General features: G+C 40.1%; 18 protein-coding genes, 1 tRNA gene and 1 pseudogene. 12 read left to right on the plus strand and 8 right to left on the minus strand.

Going from position 1 to position 22,337, the window contains the following annotated elements:
- Positions 1 to 87 precede the first annotated feature (87 nt).
- Positions 88 to 2,004 carry a threonine--tRNA ligase gene (gene thrS, locus G399_RS0103115; protein WP_006012475.1) on the minus strand — a complete coding sequence of 639 codons (1,917 nt, stop codon included), beginning with the start codon at positions 2,002 to 2,004 and terminating at the stop codon, positions 88 to 90.
- Positions 2,005 to 2,263: 259 nt separating this feature from the next.
- Between thrS and G399_RS0103120 the strand changes: the two genes are divergently transcribed.
- From G399_RS0103120 to G399_RS0103145, 6 genes are all read left to right on the plus strand, one after another.
- Complete coding sequence (locus G399_RS0103120) at positions 2,264 to 2,899, plus strand: SRPBCC family protein (protein WP_148277425.1); 636 nt, start codon at positions 2,264 to 2,266, stop codon at positions 2,897 to 2,899.
- Between the two features lie 61 nt (positions 2,900 to 2,960).
- Positions 2,961 to 3,926, plus strand: coding sequence for a DUF3080 domain-containing protein (locus G399_RS0103125; protein WP_006012469.1), 966 nt, complete (start codon positions 2,961 to 2,963; stop codon positions 3,924 to 3,926).
- Between the two features lie 316 nt (positions 3,927 to 4,242).
- Positions 4,243 to 5,826, plus strand: a complete 1,584-nt coding sequence (locus G399_RS0103130; RefSeq protein WP_006012466.1) for an alkaline phosphatase — start codon at positions 4,243 to 4,245, stop codon at positions 5,824 to 5,826.
- Positions 5,827 to 5,841: 15 nt separating this feature from the next.
- A complete protein-coding gene (locus tag G399_RS0103135) occupies positions 5,842 to 7,794 on the plus strand; it encodes an alkaline phosphatase family protein (protein ID WP_006012463.1) in 1,953 nt (650 codons plus the stop codon).
- A 184-nt stretch (positions 7,795 to 7,978) separates the two neighbouring features.
- On the plus strand, positions 7,979 to 8,839 hold the full coding sequence (locus G399_RS20075) for a hypothetical protein (RefSeq protein ID WP_006012460.1): 861 nt from the start codon (positions 7,979 to 7,981) through the stop codon (positions 8,837 to 8,839).
- A gap of 231 nt (positions 8,840 to 9,070) precedes the next feature.
- Complete coding sequence (locus G399_RS0103145; RefSeq protein WP_006012457.1) at positions 9,071 to 9,463, plus strand: DUF4149 domain-containing protein; 393 nt, start codon at positions 9,071 to 9,073, stop codon at positions 9,461 to 9,463.
- Between the two features lie 421 nt (positions 9,464 to 9,884).
- Here the strand turns inward: G399_RS0103145 and G399_RS0103150 are convergent, their stop codons facing one another.
- Positions 9,885 to 10,247 carry a hypothetical protein gene (locus tag G399_RS0103150; protein ID WP_026843401.1) on the minus strand — a complete coding sequence of 121 codons (363 nt, stop codon included), beginning with the start codon at positions 10,245 to 10,247 and terminating at the stop codon, positions 9,885 to 9,887.
- 1,686 nt (positions 10,248 to 11,933) lie between these two features.
- On the opposite strand from G399_RS0103150, the gene G399_RS0103160 reads away from it, so the two are divergent.
- A complete protein-coding gene (locus tag G399_RS0103160) occupies positions 11,934 to 12,809 on the plus strand; it encodes an ATP-grasp domain-containing protein (RefSeq protein WP_006012442.1) in 876 nt (291 codons plus the stop codon).
- Positions 12,810 to 13,585: 776 nt separating this feature from the next.
- Here the strand turns inward: G399_RS0103160 and G399_RS0103165 are convergent.
- Complete coding sequence (locus G399_RS0103165; RefSeq protein ID WP_006012438.1) at positions 13,586 to 14,449, minus strand: alpha/beta hydrolase; 864 nt, start codon at positions 14,447 to 14,449, stop codon at positions 13,586 to 13,588.
- Positions 14,450 to 14,640: 191 nt separating this feature from the next.
- Here G399_RS0103165 and G399_RS22225 point away from each other — a divergent pair, with 191 nt between their 5' ends.
- Positions 14,641 to 14,787 carry a hypothetical protein gene (locus tag G399_RS22225; protein WP_006012435.1) on the plus strand — a complete coding sequence of 49 codons (147 nt, stop codon included), beginning with the start codon at positions 14,641 to 14,643 and terminating at the stop codon, positions 14,785 to 14,787.
- A gap of 394 nt (positions 14,788 to 15,181) precedes the next feature.
- Here G399_RS22225 and G399_RS21180 read toward each other — a convergent pair.
- The 5 genes and pseudogenes from G399_RS21180 to G399_RS0103200 form a co-directional block, all read right to left on the minus strand.
- Positions 15,182 to 15,580 (minus strand): annotated as a pseudogene (locus tag G399_RS21180) (serine hydrolase domain-containing protein); the annotation flags it as partial.
- A 220-nt stretch (positions 15,581 to 15,800) separates the two neighbouring features.
- Positions 15,801 to 16,214 carry a serine hydrolase gene (locus G399_RS21185; RefSeq protein ID WP_026843404.1) on the minus strand — a complete coding sequence of 138 codons (414 nt, stop codon included), beginning with the start codon at positions 16,212 to 16,214 and terminating at the stop codon, positions 15,801 to 15,803.
- An 884-nt stretch (positions 16,215 to 17,098) separates the two neighbouring features.
- Positions 17,099 to 17,854, minus strand: coding sequence for a DUF6090 family protein (locus tag G399_RS22230; protein ID WP_006012431.1), 756 nt, complete (start codon positions 17,852 to 17,854; stop codon positions 17,099 to 17,101).
- Between the two features lie 205 nt (positions 17,855 to 18,059).
- Positions 18,060 to 18,136 (minus strand) — tRNA-Val (locus G399_RS0103195).
- Between the two features lie 233 nt (positions 18,137 to 18,369).
- Positions 18,370 to 19,449: a patatin-like phospholipase family protein gene (locus G399_RS0103200; protein ID WP_006012428.1), complete on the minus strand. Its 1,080-nt coding sequence runs from the start codon at positions 19,447 to 19,449 to the stop codon at positions 18,370 to 18,372.
- A 220-nt stretch (positions 19,450 to 19,669) separates the two neighbouring features.
- On the opposite strand from G399_RS0103200, the gene G399_RS0103205 reads away from it, so the two are divergent.
- The 4 genes from G399_RS0103205 to G399_RS0103220 are packed head-to-tail and all read left to right on the plus strand — an operon-like array spanning position 19,670 to position 22,249.
- Entirely contained in the window at positions 19,670 to 20,053 is a 384-nt protein-coding gene (locus tag G399_RS0103205) for an ACT domain-containing protein (protein WP_006012425.1), read from the plus strand.
- A 32-nt stretch (positions 20,054 to 20,085) separates the two neighbouring features.
- Positions 20,086 to 20,448 carry an ArsC family reductase gene (locus G399_RS0103210; RefSeq protein ID WP_211229851.1) on the plus strand — a complete coding sequence of 121 codons (363 nt, stop codon included), beginning with the start codon at positions 20,086 to 20,088 and terminating at the stop codon, positions 20,446 to 20,448.
- Entirely contained in the window at positions 20,448 to 21,575 is a 1,128-nt protein-coding gene (gene dapE / locus G399_RS0103215; RefSeq protein ID WP_006012420.1) for a succinyl-diaminopimelate desuccinylase, read from the plus strand. Before G399_RS0103210 ends, dapE begins: the two co-directional genes overlap by 1 nt.
- Positions 21,572 to 22,249 (plus strand): M15 family metallopeptidase, encoded by a 678-nt coding sequence (locus tag G399_RS0103220; protein ID WP_006012418.1) that lies wholly within the window; start codon positions 21,572 to 21,574, stop codon positions 22,247 to 22,249. Before dapE ends, G399_RS0103220 begins: the two co-directional genes overlap by 4 nt.
- Positions 22,250 to 22,337 lie beyond the last annotated feature (88 nt).

Here is a 22,337-nt window from a genome sequence, read left to right on the forward strand (position 1 = left end):
GCTCCTAAACATTAAAAAAAACTGAGACGCTTTTTTATACCAAAGCTCCTCGAATCGTGCATATTATACCTATATTTAAAATTCCTGCTACGGAATTTTTTTACTTTTAATCTCATCGTGCAAAAGTGTCACTAAATCTGCTACTGACATGATGCCTAAATCAACTCCCTTTCTGGTTCTAACAGCAACCATACCGGACTCTTTTTCCTTTTCTCCAACAACAATAAAGTACGGTACTTTACGCAGTGTATGTTCGCGTATCTTAAAACCTATTTTTTCATTACGCAGGTCAGATTTCACTCTAATGTCAGCTGCTTTTAATTGCGCCACTACCGATTTAACGTACTCTGACTGGCTGTCAGTTATGTTTGCAACGACAACTTGAGTTGGCGCTAACCATAGTGGATACGCACCCGCAAATTCTTCAGTTAAAATTCCAATAAAGCGCTCAAGTGAACCTAAAATAGCGCGATGGATCATGACGGGAGTTTTACGCTCACCGTCTTCGGCTACGTAGGTTGAACCTAAACGACCGGGCATTGAAAAATCGAGTTGCACTGTGCCGCACTGCCATGGTCTTTCAAGGCAGTCATGCAGAGTAAACTCAATTTTGGGACCATAAAAAGCGCCCTCACCGGGTAAATATTCGAATTCAATGTCGTTTGCTTTTAGCGCATCTGCTAGTTCTTTTTCAGACTTGTCCCAAACTTCATCAGATCCAACTCGTTGTTCAGGGCGGGTAGACAATTTAACCGCAATGTTAGTAAATCCAAACGCAGCATATGTGTCGTAGACCATTTGAATACATTTGCTTACTTCTTCAAGAATTTGGTCTTCGGTACAAAAAATATGTGCATCGTCTTGAGTAAATCCACGTACGCGCATCAAACCATGTAAAGAACCACTTGGCTCATTACGGTGGCAACAGCCAAATTCAGCCATTTTTAAGGGTAAATCTCTATACGATTTTAAACCTTGATTAAATATCTGAACATGCCCCGGGCAGTTCATCGGTTTAATTGCATATTCACGTTTTTCAGATTCGGTTGTGAACATGTTGTCAGCATATTTATCCCAATGTCCAGATTTTTCCCAAAGTGAGCGATCCATCATTAAGGGCGCTTTCACTTCATCGTAATCATACTCACGTAACTTTTGACGCACAAACTTTTCTATTTCAGTATAAATAGTCCAACCATCATTGTGCCAAAACACCATGCCCGGCGCTTCGTCTTGCCAATGCCATAGGTCAAGTGTTTTGCCAATTTTACGATGATCTCTTTTTTCAGCTTCTTCTAGACGTTGTAAATAGCCTTTTAATTGCTTTTTATCAGCCCAAGCCGTGCCGTATATTCGTTGCAACATTTTGTTGTCACTGCTACCACGCCAATATGCACCAGCCACTTTCATTAGTTTGAAGTGTTGGCAAAATTTCATATTTGGCACATGCGGTCCACGACACATATCGACATACTCTTGGTGATGATATAAACCAGGCTTATCATCTTTAGCTATGTTTTCATCAAGGATTTGTATTTTATACATTTCATCACGAGACTCAAAAGTGTCTCTCGCTTGTTGCCAATTAACAACGTTCTTAACAACTGTGTAGCTTGTTTTTGCTAATTCCATCATCCGCTTTTCGATTTTTTCAAGATCGTCTTGATTTAACGGTTGGTCTAAATCAACATCGTAATAGAAACCATTATCGATAGTTGGACCAATCGCCATTTTAACATCAGGGTAAAGTTGTTTAATTGCATGTCCAATCAAGTGGGCGCAAGAATGGCGAATAATTTCCAAGCCTTCATCGTCTTTGGCAGTAATGATTTGCAACGTTGCATCTGCATTTATCATGTCACATGCGTCAGCTAATTTGCCATTTATTTTACCGGCAATCGTAGCTTTAGCTAGGCCTGGACCAATGTCCATAGCCACGTCTACAATTGAAACTGGGTTATCGAAACTACGCTGGCTTCCATCCGGAAGAGTGATGACTGGCATAAAAATCCTTAACAGTGGTGACACCTACGATGTGCCACTTGATATAAATAGTCTAAAATGACGTATAATAAAAATCGGTGGTTTACTACATAAAAGTGGTCACCGAACTCGGAGAAATACTTGTCGGTCAACTATAAAGAAGCCAATAAGCACCTAAAAAATGAAATTATACCGATATGGTTGTCGAACATGCAATTATTAACTCACCTTAATGCAATATAAACAGAGCATAAAACCCATTTTAAGAGAACGCGATATTTTGAATAAGCCATTTACCGTTATTTGTATCAGTAGAAAGCTGACATTCCTGTTTGTCCTTCCTATGTTAATTTGCTCTTTATTTGTTAACGCAACAGAGCAAAAACCGAGCATTGATGTGTCCATTAACGATACCGAAGGAAAATGGCAAGTTGAAGCAAAAATGCAGACACAGCTTTCAGCCATCGCATTTATAAAGCTACTTGACAGTACTCCACAGAGTTGCGCGTGGATGCATAATTGCAAGTCAGTGATATTACTTAAGAAATCCAGTGATAACACAAGAGAAATTCAAACTCGAATTGACAGCCCATGGCCATTTAGTGACCGTTTAATATTGACTAAATCGGTCATAGAATTTAATCAAAATAGAACTGAAGTAACGGTATACGTGAGTGAATCTGATTTGCTACCTTCAGCGCAGGACTTGGAAAATAGCGTATTAGTAAAACACCCCATGGGCACATGGCGCGTGTCGCTTGTGGGCACTCAATATGAATTAAGCTATGTTGGCTCAGCGGATGCTGATGTTTTTATTCCTGCTTTTATGTTAAAACACATGTTACTACAATCAACCACGAAGACATTCGAAAACATCTATGCTTTATCCCAGAAGCCAGATGAGGGATCGCAGTAAAATGAGCCGCACAACACGGAATAAAACAGCGTTGAGCCAATGTTTCTTTTTAATCTTCTGTATGTTATTACTGCAGTCGTGTCAGCGCCATCAAGCTTTACCAAACGCCTTAGAAAATTATAGTGAGCGAATGTATAAGGTATTAGACCTTGAACAAAAAGACATATCCACGTTTGCTACTCTTGAATTTCCAGATAAAAACGCTTTTGCCATCGACATACCTGATTTGAATATAAAAATGCGTGAATTCTATGCGATCGAAGGTTGTGCAATAAAACAATTGGTCGCTGAACGAAATACAGCATTAGGTAAAATTCAACTGCCCTCCGTTCGCCTTAGCTATGAGTGGGTCCTCATCGAACGATTGCAACAGTGTATTAGCAGTAATTCAAATAAACAAACCGACGCCACTATTGAAAAAATGCAAGACTGGGTATTACAAAAACAAGCTATATTGCCTTTAAACTGGGCCAACATGATGACCCAGAGTAATGAGTTTTATCTGGGGATTAGTGCGTCTTCAGGTTTTATTGAGGGTAACGAGAATGATAATTTTACAGACGGCTTATTTGATTTAAAAAACTTAATTGCTATTAAAGATGACCCTAGCGCCAATATAATGGAAATGGAAGCCAGCTTACAATCGATTGCAAAACACCGTATTTATGCCCGTTTGTGGCGCTCACAATTACTGCTGCGCAATTACCTTAACGAAATGACAACCGATATATCGCAATGGGCACTCACATTTACTTGTGAAACTAACAAGGACAAGGAAAAGTTAGCCATTGTTCGCAATGTATTTACCCTATTTTTTATTCAAAATGTGCAAGCAATTGGTGCGCAAGTTAATCACTATCATTACCTTTTAAAGCCTGAGTTTTTAAAACTCAGTAACGATGACCATTTACCAATCAACTTCACATTGACAATAGAACAACATAATCAGACACAATTTAATGAATACCAACAGGCAATGCTGACTCATATAGAGATGTGGCAAGGTATTTTTAAAAAGTGTGATTAACCTCATTTATTATTAATAGGTGGTCATCCTGCCTCTATCGCCTCTATCGCCTCTATCGCCTCTATCGCCTCTATCGCCTCAAATCTGCTGTTATTTGCATTTGAGCTGGCACTGCATAAAAGTGCGCACTTGCATTCACAAAAGCGAAAGAAATGGTTCATAAAAGCGTAAAATCACTGTCATTTTTTGTTCCTTAATTATTCATATTTCGGTCGTTTAATTGTCATATTTACTTTCTAGTCTAAAGCGGTCCAATGAAAACTTATTTTCATTGATTAGCGCTAAATCGATCAACTTGGATTGTCTAGGAAAAATTATGAATTTTATAAGAAAGATAGCGATTTGTTCACTAACAGCGAGCCTAAGTGCAATTGCTGCGGCAACTCCATTACCTGAGCATCAAACGTCAAACGCCTGGTATACAGATGCGCAAAGTAAATTGCTGGAAAAACTACAAACTAACAACCGCTTTAAAGCCAAAAATGTCATTGTATTTATTGGTGATGGAATGGGTATTTCCACACTGACATCTGCGCGTATTTTGCAAGGTCAGCTAAATGATCAACTCGGCGAAGAGGGCTACCTCAGCTTCGAGGAATTCCCCCATACAGCGCTTGTTAAAACCTACAACGTTGATGCACAAACGCCTGACTCTGCCGGTACTATGACCGCAATGATGTCAGGATTGAAAACTGACGTCGGGGTTATTGGTGTTGATGAAGATATTGTTCGCGGTGACTGTTCTACCGTTGCTGGTAACGAAGTTATTACCGCACTCGAACTAGCCGAAATTAAAGGGTTAGCCACCGGCATTATTTCTACCGCGCGTATTACTCACGCAACACCCGCAGCAACTTATGCTAAGTCTGCAGACAGGAACTGGGAAGACATATCTGATATGCCTGAAGCAGCTGTATTCTTTGGCTGCACAGATATTGCAGACCAACTAGTAAATTTTGAAAACTATTTAGAAGCTCGTTATGCCGGTGTAGATGTAGACGGAATCGATGTCGCTTTTGGCGGTGGTCGCCGTCACTTCCTGCCTAAAGATGAAGCATTCAATAGCCCCGATGCATCTAGTGCTGTTGAGGGTGATCGTACCGATGGACGCGATCTTACGGCGGAATGGAAAGCAAAATACCCTCAGGGTAGCTACGTTTTTGATCAAACGGGGTTTGACGCAATTGATGCAGCAACCACAAAACAAGCATTTGGTTTATTCAATGAGTCGCATATGCAATATGAAGCAGACCGCCTAAATGATATCGCCGGCGAACCTAGCTTGACGCAGATGACGGAAAAAGCCATTGATATTCTTGATAATCAAGAAAAAGGTTTTTTCTTAATGGTTGAATCTGGTCGCATTGATCATGGTCATCATGCTGGCAGTGCCTATAACGCGCTAACAGATGCAATTGAATTATCAAATGCAGTAAAAAAAGCATATGACATGACAAACAGAGAAGACACTCTCATCTTGGTTACTGCTGACCACGGTCACGTTTTCACCATTGCAGGGTATCCGAAGCGCGGTAATCCGATCCTTGGAAAAGTAGTTGGCGTCAATTCCGATACACCAGCACAGGACGCCGAAGGACAACCTTACACAACATTAGGCTACACCAATGGTCGCGGTATGATGGACTTGGGAAGTGAAACAAACGCTGACGCAAGTTATGCCATGGAGATTAATGCCGGGCGCAAAGACATCTCGGCGATTAACACTGAGTCTCCCGGTTTTCACCAAGAAGCGTTAGTGCCATTAACATCTGAAACTCATAGCGGTGAGGATGTAGCGCTGCATGCAAGTGGTCCAGGAGCACAGTTAGTTCAGGGTGTTATTGAGCAAAGTGCTTTATTTCATGTCATCAACCAAGCGCTTGATCTTATCAACCAATAATTAGGAAAAATTAGCATGAAATATTTAAAATTCAGTCTTATCGCTGTTGCCGTAATTGGATTAAATGGTTGTTTATTAGGAGGCGATACCGGCAGTAATGGCGTTGAGGGTGAGATAGGAAAAACAGGCGCAGACGGTCAAAATGGTTCACCTGGCGTAAATAGCTTAGTTATGCAAACCAATCTTGCTGTTGGCGATACCGATTGTCCAAATAGCGGTGTGCAATTTGACTCTGGTATTGACACAGATGCCAGCGGCAGCTTAGAAATCAGCGAAATCACCAATACAAACTACGTGTGTGTTCCTGGGGTTACATCAGTGAGCTTTACCCAGCTTCTTAGCAGTTTAAATAACGACTGGTTTATTGACGGAGCAGCGCTGGTTTCTGCGAATAAAAATACATGGCTCACCGCGACCAGCAGTACTGGTGTGCAAAGCAACCTACCTGATACACAGCAAGTAACGTCCTATTCAACGAATAGCGCAGCGCAACAAGCAGCCTTAATTCAACAACTAAAAGGCTCAGCTAAAAATGTAATTTTGTTTGTTGGTGACGGCATGGGCGTATCTACGGTGACAGCATCTCGAATATTGGAAGGTCAGATAAAAGGCCAATTGGGCGAAGGAAACAGCCTTTCTTTCGACCGATTTCCGTTTGCCGGTTTAGCAAAAACCTACAATGTAAACGCACAAACACCCGATTCAGCAGGCACAATGACAGCGATGGTAAGTGGTGTTAAAACCGATGTAGGTGTCATTGGTGTTGACGAGGATATTGTCCGCGGAGATTGCTCAACCGTCGCTGGAAATGAACTTATTACCGCTCTTGAGCTTGCAGAGTTAGCAGGTAAATCAACTGGTATTATATCCACGGCTAGGATCACCCACGCAACGCCAGCAGCAACTTATGCTAAGTCGGCCGACCGTAATTGGGAAGATATTTCTGATATGCCCGACGCTGCTGTAACCGCCGGTTGTAAAGACATAGCCGAGCAACTGATTAACTTTGAGGTGAATTTGGAAGCGCGTTTTGACGGTGTTGATGTGAATGGACTTGAAGTCGTGTTTGGTGGTGGTAGACGTCACTTCCTACCAGAAGACGCCGCCTTTAATAGCCCCGATGCGGCCAGTAATGTAGAAGGCGATCGCACCGATGGACGTGACCTAACAGCGGAGTGGTCTACCACCTATCCTGCAGGGTCTTATGTGTTTGATCAAACTGGCTTTGATGCAATTGATACCAATATAGCAACTAATGTATTTGGCTTGTTTAACGAATCACACATGCAGTACGAGGCAGATCGGAGCAATGATATTGCTGGCGAACCTAGCATTGCAGAAATGACTCGCAAGGCTATTGCAATTTTGGACAACAATCCAAGAGGCTTTTTCCTATCGGTTGAATCTGGTCGTATCGATCATAGCCATCATGCTGGCAGCGCTTATGGTGCATTAACAGACACGATTGCGTTCTCAGAGGCGATTGCAATTGCTGATGAAATGACCAATGACGAGGACACACTAATTATTGTGACCGCCGACCATGGACACGTATTCACCATTGCTGGATACCCGAAACGCGGCAATCCTATATTAGGTAAAGTTGTTGGTGTTGGCCAAACACAAGCGACACTCGCTGCTGATGGCAAACCTTTTACGACGCTGGGCTATGCCAATGGAAGAGGTTTCCAAAACTTAGGCAATCAGATCACCAACGCCGATGCCGCTTATGCCATGCCAATCGCTGCAGGTCGCCACGACTTAACTGACGTAGACACGGAATCTGCTGGTTTTCACCAAGAAGCATTGGTGCCACTAACGAGTGAAACACACTCAGGTGAAGATGTGGGGATTTACGCCAAAGGACCGGGCGCTTTTTTAGTCAATGGTACCAATGAACAGCACATGATTTATCACGTAATGGACTTTGCTAGCGATTTAACAGGTAAAGCAAATAGTAATTTATAACTGAGCCTTAAGGTAAAGCGGATGTTTAACCATCCGCTTTTTGTCGTTGAGCCAATGCAGTCTGATTATTATATATCCATTATTAATAGATAAATTACAAACCGATCAAAACATCAATTAACGTGAACTGCGTTGCGAAGCTGAATTAAGCCATAATTAAAATGAAAACGGATGACCACACACTATGAAATTTTTATTCTTATTTACAACAAGACTGATACAAAGCCTGAATAACAAGTGCCTTCTAATCGTCATTGTCATTGCGTTTAGCACCCAAGCCTATGGTAATTCAACGATTGGCGCTAAGACCCCATCAAAGGCAACTCCATCATCATTCCAGCGCCAATGCAGCGACCCAGCTTTATCAGCGAGTCACCTTATTGCAGAATATGAAATTGTAAAGCATGAAATTGTAAAGCATGAAATTGTAAAGAGCGGTGCCTCGAGTAATAAATTAATCCAAGCTATACAGCTAATATTAGTTAGAAACAGCAACGAAGTCGCGCATCAATACCCTCAAACCGGGATTACTGAGTCTTGGCAATTAAATCACGCGGAGCAGATAAAAAGCGTTCGATTTTTCGATAAGCATGCACGAGTTATTGAATATCAACCGAATGAAAGAGTACATGGTAAAACAGAAACCGACTGGTCCTATCGCAATCAATTGATAAGCGATTCACTCCTAAATAAGTTTACAACTACAAAGGTAAGTAATGAGGACTGTAACCGGTTAGAAAGTAAAACCTATACTAATCGTCAGATTACGATGGACCTTACTTGGTTTTCTGAGCTACGTATTGTCAATACCTTTAGTATAAAAGATAAGCAATCTGGCACTACGTTAGAATCATGGTCTTTGCAATCGATTCAACTAAGTAGTGACCAAATCATCCCTTTTTTCAACACTAGACATGCCTATTTAGCAACTGACTTTGCTGATATTGGTGATGACCATACCGACCCTTTTTTGACCAACATGACGAACTTGGGTTTTATAGAATCGGGGGCTTTGGGTTTTATGATACTCAAGGAAACGCCATGACTGATAACAAAGACCATGCCCACTAAATTTTGAGATACTCAGTAGTTAGGACAAAAGTCGAGGAAAGAAAAGCAAAGCGAACTTCTATTTGCGTTTATCGGTATATAACTTACCAAGTGTCTTTTTAGATTAAGACACTTGAGTATACGGGATTAAATATACAAGCTCATTTATATAAACCTATTTATTTGAGCTTATCATTTGCAACTAACAAAAAAGAGAACCGCAAGCATGCTCGACACACTTCAGTTAGTTTTACTATCCGTTATATTTGGCGGAATGGTCACGTTTCAAATTCTTTTTGCGCCCTTGGTGTTTATCAAACTAAGTATCGATACCGCTCGACCTTTTATTAGAGCTTTCTTTCCTTTCTACTATCTGTATTTCTCTATTTTCAGCTTCGCTTATTTAATCGTTTGTTTACTGGAAGGTGATGGTATTCAAGCCATTATTGCAGGTGTTGCATTGGTGGGCTTCTTGATTTCCCGCCAAATACTAATGCCAATGGCAAACGCAGCGTCTGACAATAACCAAAAATCAAAATTTGATTTATTGCATAGAGGGACAGTGGTCATCAACACGCTACAATTAGTCGCTTTTTTTAGTGCGTTGGTATTAGTATAAATTTATCGTTTTTGTCTATGGGCTGCTATCTGCAGTTTGTTTTGGGATTAGCTTTGGCTAATTGCGGGTTAACAATAAAGTAATTAATATATACTTAATTCTGTGGCGGCGTTAGGTAGCTTGGCGCAAATTGCAGCTAGTCGGCGAAGCTTTATCTAAGGCTCATAATTAGCAAATTTCGGAACATTTCAGTATAGAATAATCGAGCATATCTAAGCCGACGATCAACCGTTGATTGAAATTAAAGTCATTAGTATCTTAACAAATGAAATGACGAGGCTTGTTATTTAGTGTATCTCGATAAGAGACATTCAGATTAACACTTCGCATAACGAGAAATTTCATTGGCCCTCTTCTCGAGCGCTGCGAAATACGAGCGTGTAATTTTCCAGCGAATAAAGTGAGTGAGTTAATTCGTTTATTATGTTTTCACAGGCTCATTAGTGTTAATTGCCATAATTATTGTATATGCAAAAACAGTAGCAAGAACATCATAAAAATCAAAAACTCTTTCCGTCCAAGCCTGTTCTGCCTCATATAGCAGGGCGCCTAAAGTAAACATAAGTGCTGCTTTTTTGTAAGAAGTAAACGAGATATTCTCTTTTATGACCGGAATAAGCGAAATCGATCCGAATAAGTACAAAAAACTTGGTGCTGAACCGAGAAAGATATCTAAAAAGTCATTAAATCCAAAGTAAATTTGCCTGATTATTTTAACCAGAATCGCCGAAATCAGACAGGCTATAAAGCTAACACCGTAGAATTTTTTACTTCTAAACGACATGTGAATCCTCAGAAACACCACACCAAATTAATCGACGCTGACCGCTTTTGTGAGTGCCCGCTTCAATTTCTTTGTTATGTAATGTGATTATCTGGTCCAAATTTTTCCTATTTAAAACTAGCACTGTCAACCCTATTAACCCTAACAAAGTACCGATTGGAATCATAAATAATAATAAAGTCGAATATATTATTAGTGTCTAAAACAGCGAACCAGTTCGATAATTTAGGCCTATAACGGAAATTGCCAAAAGGATTAACCCCAGCATACATAAGAGAAATCCTATTGCTGTAGTCATCGCTGCTGATGACAAGGCGCCTGGCGCTATTGTAGGGTCATTAGTTTCAAACAGAGTTATCTCTTGGAATGAAGAGGACATTACGAAATACGTATCAGCGCCCCCCAAAGTGGCGCCCAAAAAAGCAATAAGCCCAAGATTGTAACGTATTTCCCTATGATTTCTTTTTTCAATTGCTTCCCTTACTTAGTTACATAACAACCCGCATAACGGGCAAGTTTATTGGTGCATCTTTTGAATATAGCGAAATGCGCCCGAGCGCAGCGAGTGAGTTAATGCGTTTGTTACCTGCTGATGTATTAGCACTATGCTGATAGAAGATTGGTAAGAACAATTGTCACTCCCTGACGTTGTTTGATTTTGAAACATTACTCAATTATTGCTAATACAACAACTGATTTATTGTAGCGAAGACCAAAGAGCGAATTCACGAAAACCCGTAACTAATTTTTTAAAAGCTTTAACGTTGACTCTTGAGAGAATAAGCATCAAATTAATGTTTCGTATATATTCTCAAAAACGTTCTTGGCGATTCTGTTTTGTTAATCTCTATACAAATAAAAAATAACCAAATAGTAAAAAATAAAACCAAGAAAAAGGGCTGAATCATTTCACTTACGTTAGCTGCTTTTCCGTCAATGAAATAGTGGGCGAAAAGCCCAACTACCATAGGAGAAATGACTGTCGTCCAAAACACTTTCGAATTTAATTCATTAAATTTAAGAGCTCTCTTAACAACCGGTATTTCGAACATTACGGCGAACAACTTAGTGTTTTTTCGGCATGCTGTTCATGCCAAATAAACCTGTGTTAAAGGGTTTGCATACAGCTTCTATAATTTTTGGTCTGATTTATGCTGTAGAAATTTGTAAATTTCTCAACGTTGGGATGAGCTTCTAATTGGTGAAAGAGGTTTACGATTATTTGGTTGTTCTTTGTCATGCTCTACTGCTCCCTTCGATTTTTAGTCCGTGACATCTAGTATTAAACTTAATTGGCAATTTAGGCAACAAACAACCCACCGAATAACATTGTCGATATTTGATTAGCCCGCTTATCTTTCGTTAAGTTTGATCAGCCACTTAAAAGATATACCTCACCTGTGTTGCGTTGATGCGCCGGCAATAAGCTGGAACTCACCAACATTAATTCTCCCTGTTTACATTTCGGACATGCCCAATGCTGGCTAAAGGGTGTTTTGACAGCGTTCTCCTTGACAAAAAAAACGAATTTACAGCCACCGGTATGAGCGCCACCTCAGCACAACTTTGATTGGGGATCCAAAGAGGGTGCATAACACCAAAATACCAACGAAATCAATCCCTGTTGCATAGATTAGGGATGTGCTTTATTCTTTCTAAGAATCTCAGGCAGCCGGATACTAGTCAATGTCTATTTTAATTCTCACAGATATCCCAGAATGGGTTCGCCCCCTCGTTGACCTTTTAGAATCGAGGGGCATTAAAGTACAAGTCGCTGATGATCCCGAGCAAATTCTAACGAATGGGTTGATCGTCAACCGCGTATCCTCCCTTCTTGCTGAGGGGGATAGGGCTCGGGCGGATCTGATCACCAATTCTTTGCGAACCTGGGAGACAGAGGGTAGATCTGTGATCAACGGATCATTCTGCTTCCAGACCGGCTACAGTAAACTGGCTCAAGCCAAGCTTTTTACCGAGTGCGGAGTATGTACACCGCGAACGCACCCCGCTGTTCCAGGCGGACGCGCCATACATGGAAAAGCGGTCCTTCTCAAACCACCTGCAGGTGGTTTTGGGAGAGGGATTCGGATGCTTGGAGACGGCGAAACCGCCCCGGATCGACTTTTCAGTCGAGAAGAAGGCTGGATTGAGCAAGAGATGCTGACCGCCGCAGACGGCTGCGTCCACCGAGTCGAAGTCCTCGGCTCCGACATCCTTTACGAAGCCCGCTCCCCGCTTAGAGCTGACGATTTCAACTATTGCATGGCTCACCCGGAATCGGATGTTACCCTTTGGTCTCCTCCCGAAATTGCCCCAAAAGTGACCGAGGCAGTCAAAAAAATTATACAGGCGGCAAGGATGGAGCTCGGCGCAGTCGAGTACCTTTTGGATGAAAAGGAGAATCCAGTTTTCATCGACCTGAACCCAGTCTCTAGCTTTCATCCCGGAGCGACTGCCGTCCTTGGTCGCGATCCCCTCGAAGCCACCGCCTCCTATTTGATTCATAGATCTGCGGATCTTAAAAAAAGGACCAAAGGTAGGCCTGGAAATAATTTGGTTTGATGCTACTGTGGCTGCGGAAGCTGCATTTCATGCATAATTATTTTGGCGCGGGACGCCAAACTCTTCACATAATGTGATTAACAATTGACTTTGCCTGGAGTGGATTTTTATTAGCGTGTATTGAAAGCACGGCTGGTTTTAATCAATTTAGGTATTAACAAGTTAGCCACCCCTAGCCCCGCTATTTGTCCGTAACGATATTACATAGCTTTCCTTTGTGTAAACGTAATGACCGTTTGAAGATTAACTTGTCAGGACCGACAGATGGTATATAAATAAACCCTACGTAATCAAGTATCAGAACAGTGCTGGCATTGCAGCAAACCACAACAAGATACTCAGTCACCTTAATACGAAAAATGACGAAGTCGTCAATCATTGCCCCCCACAAAGTAGAGCGCAGCCTCAGACAAGTCTGTTTGAATAAAAGCAGTCCATCATCATAAACAAAAGCAATATTTAAAACTGGTTTGCACAGCAGCCGGAGGTGCTTGTTTTGAATTCTGAAATACGTAAGAACGGTGGAGTAATAGAAGTAAAATATCTGATGTTTACTCCCTCATGGATATCAAATAGATGTAAATATGGCAAATATGAGGAATCATATATTGTTATTTTATGAAAAATGACGGTTTGTTTAACCTATTCTCTACTTTCTCTAGATAGTTGCATGTGAATATTCCTTAATTGATTTTATAAAAGATTGAGTTATAAAAACGGTCAATAACAAAGCTATCTGGTTGTTCTTGGAGACTAGCGAACGCGATTAAAGCTTATTATTCACTTGTACAGCACACGAGGTTATTAATAAAATCTTGATACGCCCTAATTCCTTTATCTTTTTTCATTGTTTCTCCGTGCTCAGTTTTTGGAATAATAGCTAATACCTTAGCTTCGCTTGGTGACAAATCTAAAAGCGCTTTTGAATTTTCAACCGGCGTAGTTGAATCATTCTCTCCAATCAATAAAAGTAATGGCTTGTTGTACTTTTTAATTAGTTCCATGTTATTAATCTTTGATAGTTCGGTAGACAAATTAATTGAATAAAATAGCTTAGACCAAGTTGGTGCTGCATTTTCGACTAACTGTGGAATTGTACTGATAGCACCATCAAGAATTAATGCATCAGTTTCTCTATTATTTGCAACATAACTAGCGATTATAGAACCCATTGATAAGCCATGAATTAGAACCGGTAAATTTTTAGGGAATTCGTTTTTTGAAAAATCAAATACGCTTAATCCATCCAGCTGCAGATTTTTTACGGATAATTTATCGTTTTTATCGCTAATTCCCATACCTCTATAATCGAACCAAATTACATTGGCAGGTAATAAAGAAAATTTATTAAGTATTTTTGACGAAGAGCTTATTTTCATTCCATTAGCACTAAAAAAAACAATATTTACGAGTGCATTTTTATTGATTAATTTCACGCCTCTAAGTTCAATACCATCTTGTGTACTTAAGCTCACAGTGTTTACTACAGCTGAAATTTCAGCTTCAACTAACTCCATTTGAATTTTACCAATGTTAAGTTCTTTTTCTGGTTTATCATCTTGATAAACAAATGATTCTGTTGTGTAGGTAACTGAACATCCAGCTAGCATGAGAGTAATAAATAAAGTAATGGTTTTCATACTAGTACCTTTTAATGTTGTAAAAATCAGATCCATAATGTATCTGCAGCTTAATCAAGAGAGTTGTCAACCAGACCTCAAGGCAAAGATTAACAGTTGAATCTTTCTTGAAACTTACACATAGAAAATAAATCAGCAAAAAATAAAACCCCGCCCAAAAGATAAAATTTTATAGATACAAAAGATGTTTAATGGTCAATTTTGACGCTATTGTAATGGGTTCCGGAAATGCAGGACTTACCGCGGCAGCGACCCTGCAACTATTTCAGTTGATTTTATTAAAGCTTAATGCAGTGCAAAAAACAGGCAGGTCATTATGGATAGCCTATTTAAGTTAGCCGTTTAAGTTAAGGCGAAAAGGCGACGATAGGCATGGTTGCAAAACAGACATTCGTGCAATTTGCTGATGCCAGCGTTCACCTTAAAACATCTATGATTTAACAAACAGACGTCACTAACGAATAGTAAATTGTGAGCGGCTTTAAAATTTAAACTTGTGTTTGAATTCAATTACCAAGGTATTGAACGGATACTTGTGCTTAATCAATTCGTCACGGTTGAAAGTAAGGTCCTAACTCGCTCTACCCAAGTCAACGTATTGTGAAACTGGTATCGTTTCTTTTCCTTCAATGTGTGCATCCACAAAGTCCGAATAATCAATCCCAGTAATATCCTTGATAGCATATGCTTATCCCCTCTGCAATATAGCTGTTCTACCACGCCACGAAAATTTCATTGATGAGAAAAGGCATGCTCTTTTACCACAGGCCCTAAACCATGGTCGTTATCGCCTGGTGTAAGCATTTGTAATGCTGTTTCATAAGATATGATGCCGTCTTGTTTATTAGCAATAATGTTTTGAATTTCTATACCGTATTTCACAAGTTGACTCGGTGTCGTCCAAAGTCCCGCCGCAGTCATTTCAGGATAAATAGGCCACTTTCCTTCAACTTCGTTTAAATCACTGCGATAACCGGTTGCCGCTATAGAATGAAATTGTTCAGGCAGTGGGTTTTCGAACGTGCTTTTAATCCTGCCCAAGGAATTCAACACATTATCTTTCAAGGTTTTAGCAAACGGCACTTGTTTAATATCTGATATCGCCAATTGCATGATGGTCGTGCCACCGTCAGAATACTGCCAACTCTATTCGGGCGTTTTATATACTCTTACGGCATCAGTATTGCCCAAGCCATCTAGCACATCAACGGTACTAGGAATGTCATCACCTTTGTCAGACCCTGGAAAACCCTATACCGTTAAACCCGCCAAATGATTTAATATACGTCTTAACGTCACTTTCTCAGTCTCGGTCAATACATTATCCGGCAATTGCGATGTGCTAAGATAGCTATTTACGTTTTCGTTCAATTAAGAACTTGCTTTGATCGTGCAATTGAAGAGCCCTAAGTGCAGACACCGGTTTACTGATTGGGCCTGCCAACAACATTGTTTCTGTGGTCATTTCTTTTGGTTTTTCAATATCAGCAAAACCATATGCTTTACTCCACAATAATTCCCCCTCATAAGCTACCGCGAGGCTTACCCACGGTATTTTATGATGTGCTAAACGAGATTCAATTGAATAGGTTTGCGGTGCTTGCCCCTTGATTATTACGGCGGCTGTTAAGCCTCTTTCAATACGACTAATATCGTTGTCTTTCGCAACTTCAACAGTTTGTTCAGAAGCCTTGCCCGGCGCCTCAGTGCACGCAGAAATAAAAAAGTAGCTACAAATAAAATGAAAAGGAGTCTCATTAATCACATCCTGTTATTGGCATATTATGCATATTTTTTGAGTATAAAAGATAATAAATGGCTTCATAGCCAATACGGTCTCGCGATTAGGGGATGATTTAGCACTAAATCGATATAACAAGAATGATAGCGATAATCGGAATCAATGTTTAGATTAAGGGCGCTGCCAAAACGTTGAATGATAGTAACAGCAACCGTATTGGCTTGTTTGTTTGTTGGAAAAGCGGGCGCGGCTCACAATGTTTTTGGATATTGCTCGGTGAATAATCCCCCCAACCTTACTCAATTCACTGGGATATCTAGCCAACATCAATCTCAAGGGGATAGGTAGACTCGACACCCACTGCCTTATTGGGTAATGCCGCTCTACCAATTGGTAAAGCAAGGTGTTTTCTGGGCGGTGACGTTTGTATTGTGTGGTTTGCTGAAATACTAGCAACGCTTCATCCTTGATTGCGCTATTTGGATGCAGGGTGGCAAAAGTCAGTTCAATTTAAGTAAGCCCCACTGACCGCTCCGGGCACATACTTACCCATCAATAGACGATCGCTAATGCGCACTATGGATCCAGACTGTGTGAGACTATTGATCACCTTTTGGTCTAAGCCGAGGGTTTTTATGATCAAATGGTGAACAATAATTAATATATTTATCGTAGCCACGTTTTTAATGAATAAATTGAAGTTTTCACAGGGCTTGGATAGTAAGTGACCATTAGCTTGGCGAGTTGCCCCTGGCTGCCTCACGCTCTTAGAAGACATTTTAGTAAGCGTCCGCCTATGCCAACGATTCTGAATAATCATGCAATAGTAAAAGGTGTGTGACATTGATACTGGGTTGACTAATTTAGTTTCCTGATAAGTCTTCCATTAAACGTTATGGGTGCCTTCATTACTTTCTATATTCATCAATAACGATTAAAAGTTCTGCTCCAATAGTAATTTGTTCCTCATAAAACCCGGTTAAAAAGGCAGGAAAAAGATGACCTCTTAACAACAGAGCAAGAGTGATATTGTGTCCAGGGTGTTGATAAAGATCTTTGCTATAATTTCCAATTAAATCAGGTAATTTTCGATTGGGTTTAGTGTCTAATTCCAGCCATTCAGCAGTAAATCCATTTTTCATTAACTCTAATTCCAAGTCATTAGCCCAAACTTGTAAACTAGCTTCTTCATATAAAACTTCATCAACAGCATTATTGTATTTGTATAACAGATTTTCTAATTTGGGATCAGAAATATATCGCAGGTATCCAGAGTTTTTAAGTGACTCAAAACCACTTCGGTTAAAGTTTATATGTTGTTCAATAGTCATTGCAAATACTGCATTTGTAATAATAGTTTGTTCACTAAAATCTCTGTTTACTATCAATTCAGCCGCTTTTTGACAAAGTTGCGCAACTTCTACTCTTGATTTCAACATACTTTTTGCCGTCAAAATATCGTCTTTTATATTGATTGAAATTTTTTCTAAATACTTGTTTAGATTTTGTTTTTCAGAACGAATAGTATTCAAGTTATTCACTTGCAGAGCAATCAAGATACCAATTACCACTAGAACAATTTCACCTATTGCATAAAGTAGATATTTACTGGGTTTATTATCACTCAGTAAACGCTGGCGAATTTTACTGAAAAATCTTAACATTGGTTATAATTTGTTCTAATAAGAGTTATAGAACAATAAACCACATTTCTAAACTATGCAATATGACTGGATTTCGTTGGTGCTTAAGTAATTGACTGATTAACTGATTGTTTGAACAGCTTGATGACAAAGAAAACAATTTGAATAATATACTTGCAGAGTATGGATTTCCGCAACCAACTTGGAAATGATAGCGTTCATGGGATGGTACGACTACCCAGACTCGAACTGGGGACCTCTACCATGTCAAGGTAGCGCTCTAACCAACTGAGCTATAGTCGTGATGCATTTCAGCGGAGCGCATGATAACGATGCATATGAAAATGCGCAAGTGCTTTTTTTAAATATTTCGCTTTAAGATCATAGAAACCTCAGCTGTTTCAAATTTATAAAGCATCCAAGAACTCAAGTTATTTCGTAAGCCACTAGGTTACCCGTTTATATTAGAAGACTTCGGTGCCCGCTTCGCTTTACTTTCAAGTGATCTTTCAAGTGATTGTTAGCCTTAGCCGAGTTTACATCCGAGATTTTCGGTGTAAATCTATCGGTTTGATTTTTGCCATGATATCGTCGCTTTGTAAGTAGTGTAAAAACGCGTCTGCAAGGCGATCAGATTGCTTAATTGTTTCAAGCCAATACTTAATCCTTTGCTGCGCCTCCATCTCCTGAAAGTCTTTTCTATCTGGAATTTTAGAATATGGCAATTTAGCGATAAATTCTTGACTGGGTACTAACATAACCACATTTTCATAACTGCTCTGATGGCATTGCCTACCTGGCACATTCTTATCAAACCACCCCGGGGTCGGGGTGGCGTAAAAATGCGGATAAAGCACCAGTTCAGACTGTTTAAAAGCAAGGTCAAAGTGATAGTCAATAATGCCACCGTCTCGATAAATACCAGGCTTTGCATTAGGTATATCTTTTATGCCTTCCAAAACAATTGGGATTGAGCCTGATGCCATTAGCGATAATACGTAATTTTCTTTATCAAGTGCGTAGTAGTCTGTAGGAAAATCATAGGGGTCTATAAACAAGTCTTTTTTGGGTCTTGCTGAAAAAACAGCGCGCGAAAAATGACTTGCAATAAATTTCCTGTTCATCATGTTTTTAGCAGCAGCCACCGATAAACCTAAAATTTGCGGCAGTTTTTTTTCAGAACCAACAAGACCATGGCAATGCTGAACAAAAAAATGTACGTTCTTTTTGTTTGAATGTAGCGCTTCACAAATACCGGTTTCACCGAGCATTGCATGCAGTAAATCGTAACCCTTTAGCGTAATCTCTTTGGCATCTGGTTTTGCAGAATAAACAGTACTTGCATAATTTGTTGCCAAGCGGTTAATCGCTTCGGCGGGCTTGTCTTGGGCTAAACAAGCCGCTCTAAAAGCCCCTGCTGAACTCCCCATAATATCTATGGGCGTTTTGTTGGCATCAAGAAATTCTGGGAAGATAACCTTATCTAAACCTGCTAGTACGAACCATTTAGGACCGCCGGAAGCCCCCAAAAAACCACCAAACAGTCCAGCATGAAACCCCTCTTCTTGAATTCGTTTGCGCGCAACGCTACCAGCATAAATATTAAGTAAAGACATGTATCCCTGATTTTTTTGTTCAGTTTGTGCGAATAAAGACCATAGTTTGCGCTAAAACTAACCGTAAATACAGACCTGCAGGACTATTTTTAAATATTAATAAACTAAGTGCACGTAATATAGCCAATTAATATTTACTATTTAAAACATGGCGTTATACACTTAGGCAGAAGTCGCACACAAGTTTATCCACAACTTCGGTGGATAAGAGGGAATAACATTGGCAAAACAAACACTTTCAGTTCTTGACTCTACTTTTACCATTCATTCTTTGAGTGAGGAACAGGCGATACCGGCAGCCGTTCTTAGTAGTAATTTTTATTTTATCGGCAAAACACATGATGAATTGTCGCTCGTGGTAAAAGAGGATATTGTTATTGACGCTATCGAATCTGATTATGATTGGCGGGTTCTTGAAGTACTCGGTCCATTGAATCTATCGATGGTCGGAATAATGGCTCAGATTAGTGCGGTTCTAGCCGCTGCCAAAATTAGTATTTTTGTCGTTTCAACGTTCGAAACAGACTACTTTTTGGTAAAATCAGAAACGCTATCAAAAGCGGTTGCCGCATTAAAGAAAGCTCGGTATGACGTGCTACAATAAGTAATTTACGCCATATTGATAAACACACCAATATGAAGGATACAAAAAAAGTGACAACGCTATATGGTATATCTAACTGTGACACAATAAAAAAAGCAAAGAAGTGGCTTGAATCTAATCAAATAGATTATCAATTTCATGATTATAGAAAAGATGGTCTTGACCAACAGTGGTTAATCAACATTGAAGCTAAAGTCGGTTGGGAAAGTATGTTGAATAAACGTGGGACCACTTTTCGTAAATTATCCGAGGAACAAAAAGACAATATCGATAGGGAGGCAGCACTCGCACTTATGCTTGAACTTCCAGCCATGATAAAGCGCCCTATTTTGCATACCCAAAACAGTTATTTTGTTGGATTTAGTGCCGACAATTACAGCAAGGTGTTTGCCTAATGCGTGATGTAATTAAAACAACCTTCGATTTAGTATCGCGCCAATCAGTAACGCCACATGACAAAGGCTGCCAAGGTTATATGGATGCCATTTTATCTCCTCTTGGCTTTACAAATGAAATCATGGTTTTCGAAGATACAACTAATATGTGGTCACGCAAAGGCAAGGCCAAGCCAGTTTTTTGCTTCGCTGGGCATACAGATGTTGTGCCAACAGGTCCCACAGCGAAGTGGAAATATCCACCATTTGAGCCAACCATCGATAATGGTTTTATTTACGGTCGAGGCACTGCCGATATGAAAGGCAGTTTAGCCGCAATGCTTTGCGCTACTGAGCGCTTTGTAACGGACTATCCAGATCATAAAGGGTCAATTGCATACCTGATTACCAGTGATGAAGAAGGTCCTTTCATCAATGGTACAACAAGAGTCATAGACACCTTAGAAGCGAGAAATGAAAAAATTGATTACTGTATTGTAGGTGAGCCTTCAAGCACGCTAAAAACCGGTGATACTATCAAGAATGGTCGACGTGGTTCGTTAACTGGCGACCTCATAGTTAAAGGTATACAAGGACATGTCGCCTACCCTCATTTGGTAAAAAACCCGATACATGCAATTTCGCCAGTGTTGACTGAGTTAGCATCCACAACATGGGATCAAGGTAATGATTTTTTCCCACCAACTAGCTTTCAAGTATCAAATATCAATGCAGGGACAGGCGCTGGCAATGTTGTACCAGGCACAGTTGAAATTTGCTTTAACTTCCGGTTTTCAACAGAAGTTACTGACCAACAACTGATTGAAAGAGTCGTTGCCTTGTTGGCAAAGCACAGCATTGAGTATGAAATTAAATGGACCTTTAACGGGCAACCGTTTTTAACACCCCGAGGCACATTAATTGACGCTGTTGTTGAAAGCATTAAAGAGGTAACCGGAATAGACACAGAGTTATCTACGGCTGGAGGTACTTCAGATGGGCGTTTCATTGCACCAACGGGTGCACAAGTTATTGAGTTAGGTCCTGAAAATGCAACCATTCATAAATTGAATGAATGCGTTAGTATTGAAAATATAGAGACCTTGGAAGACGTATATTACGCAACATTGGTTCGTGTTTTAGCATGATTTCAGTACAACAAATACTTGGCCTAAATAATCAACATGTGGTTTATATTGATGATAAACATCAGTTGCAACCAGCCGTTATCAGTGCCTTTTTAAAAATGCAAGACGCCGCCAAGCTGGAAGGTCATGATTTACAGATTGTTAGCAGCTACCGTAGCTTTTCAAAACAAGCCAGTATTTGGGATAGAAAATGGAAAGGCGAACTAAAGTTGAATACCCTCGATGGTAGTGTACGCGATACGGCGTCACTTGATGACACACAAAAAATGCATGCCATTTTACTCTTCTCCGCGCTTCCCGGTGGAAGTCGCCACCATTGGGGCACTGATTTTGATGTATTTGACCGCAGCAAAGTTAATGCGTGTGGTGCTTCTTTTGAGCTTGTTCCGCAAGAATATGAGGGCGATGGTCCGTGTGCTGATTTAGCCAAATGGATACAAGGTAATGCGGCCAAGTTTGACTTTGAGCGCCCTTATGCAGAATATGTTGGCGGCGTTGCGGCTGAACCTTGGCATTTGTCTTATACACCAATTGCGGCGCGCATCATTACATCATTTTCAGTTGAGTTATTACGTAAACAATTAATTGAATCAGACATTTTGGGCTTAGATACTGTCTTGTTGCATCTCAATACATTGTTTGAGCGTTACACCTTAAATAAAGGGATTCAATGAGCATCTCGACTGGGCAATTGTTATCGTACCGTAATTGCAATGATCTTCATTGTTGGTACGATTGCAGCCTTACTCAACGGTAAGCAGC

Source organism: Brumicola pallidula DSM 14239 = ACAM 615, assembly GCF_000428905.1.
Classification (GTDB): Bacteria; Pseudomonadota; Gammaproteobacteria; order Enterobacterales; family Alteromonadaceae; genus Glaciecola; species Glaciecola pallidula.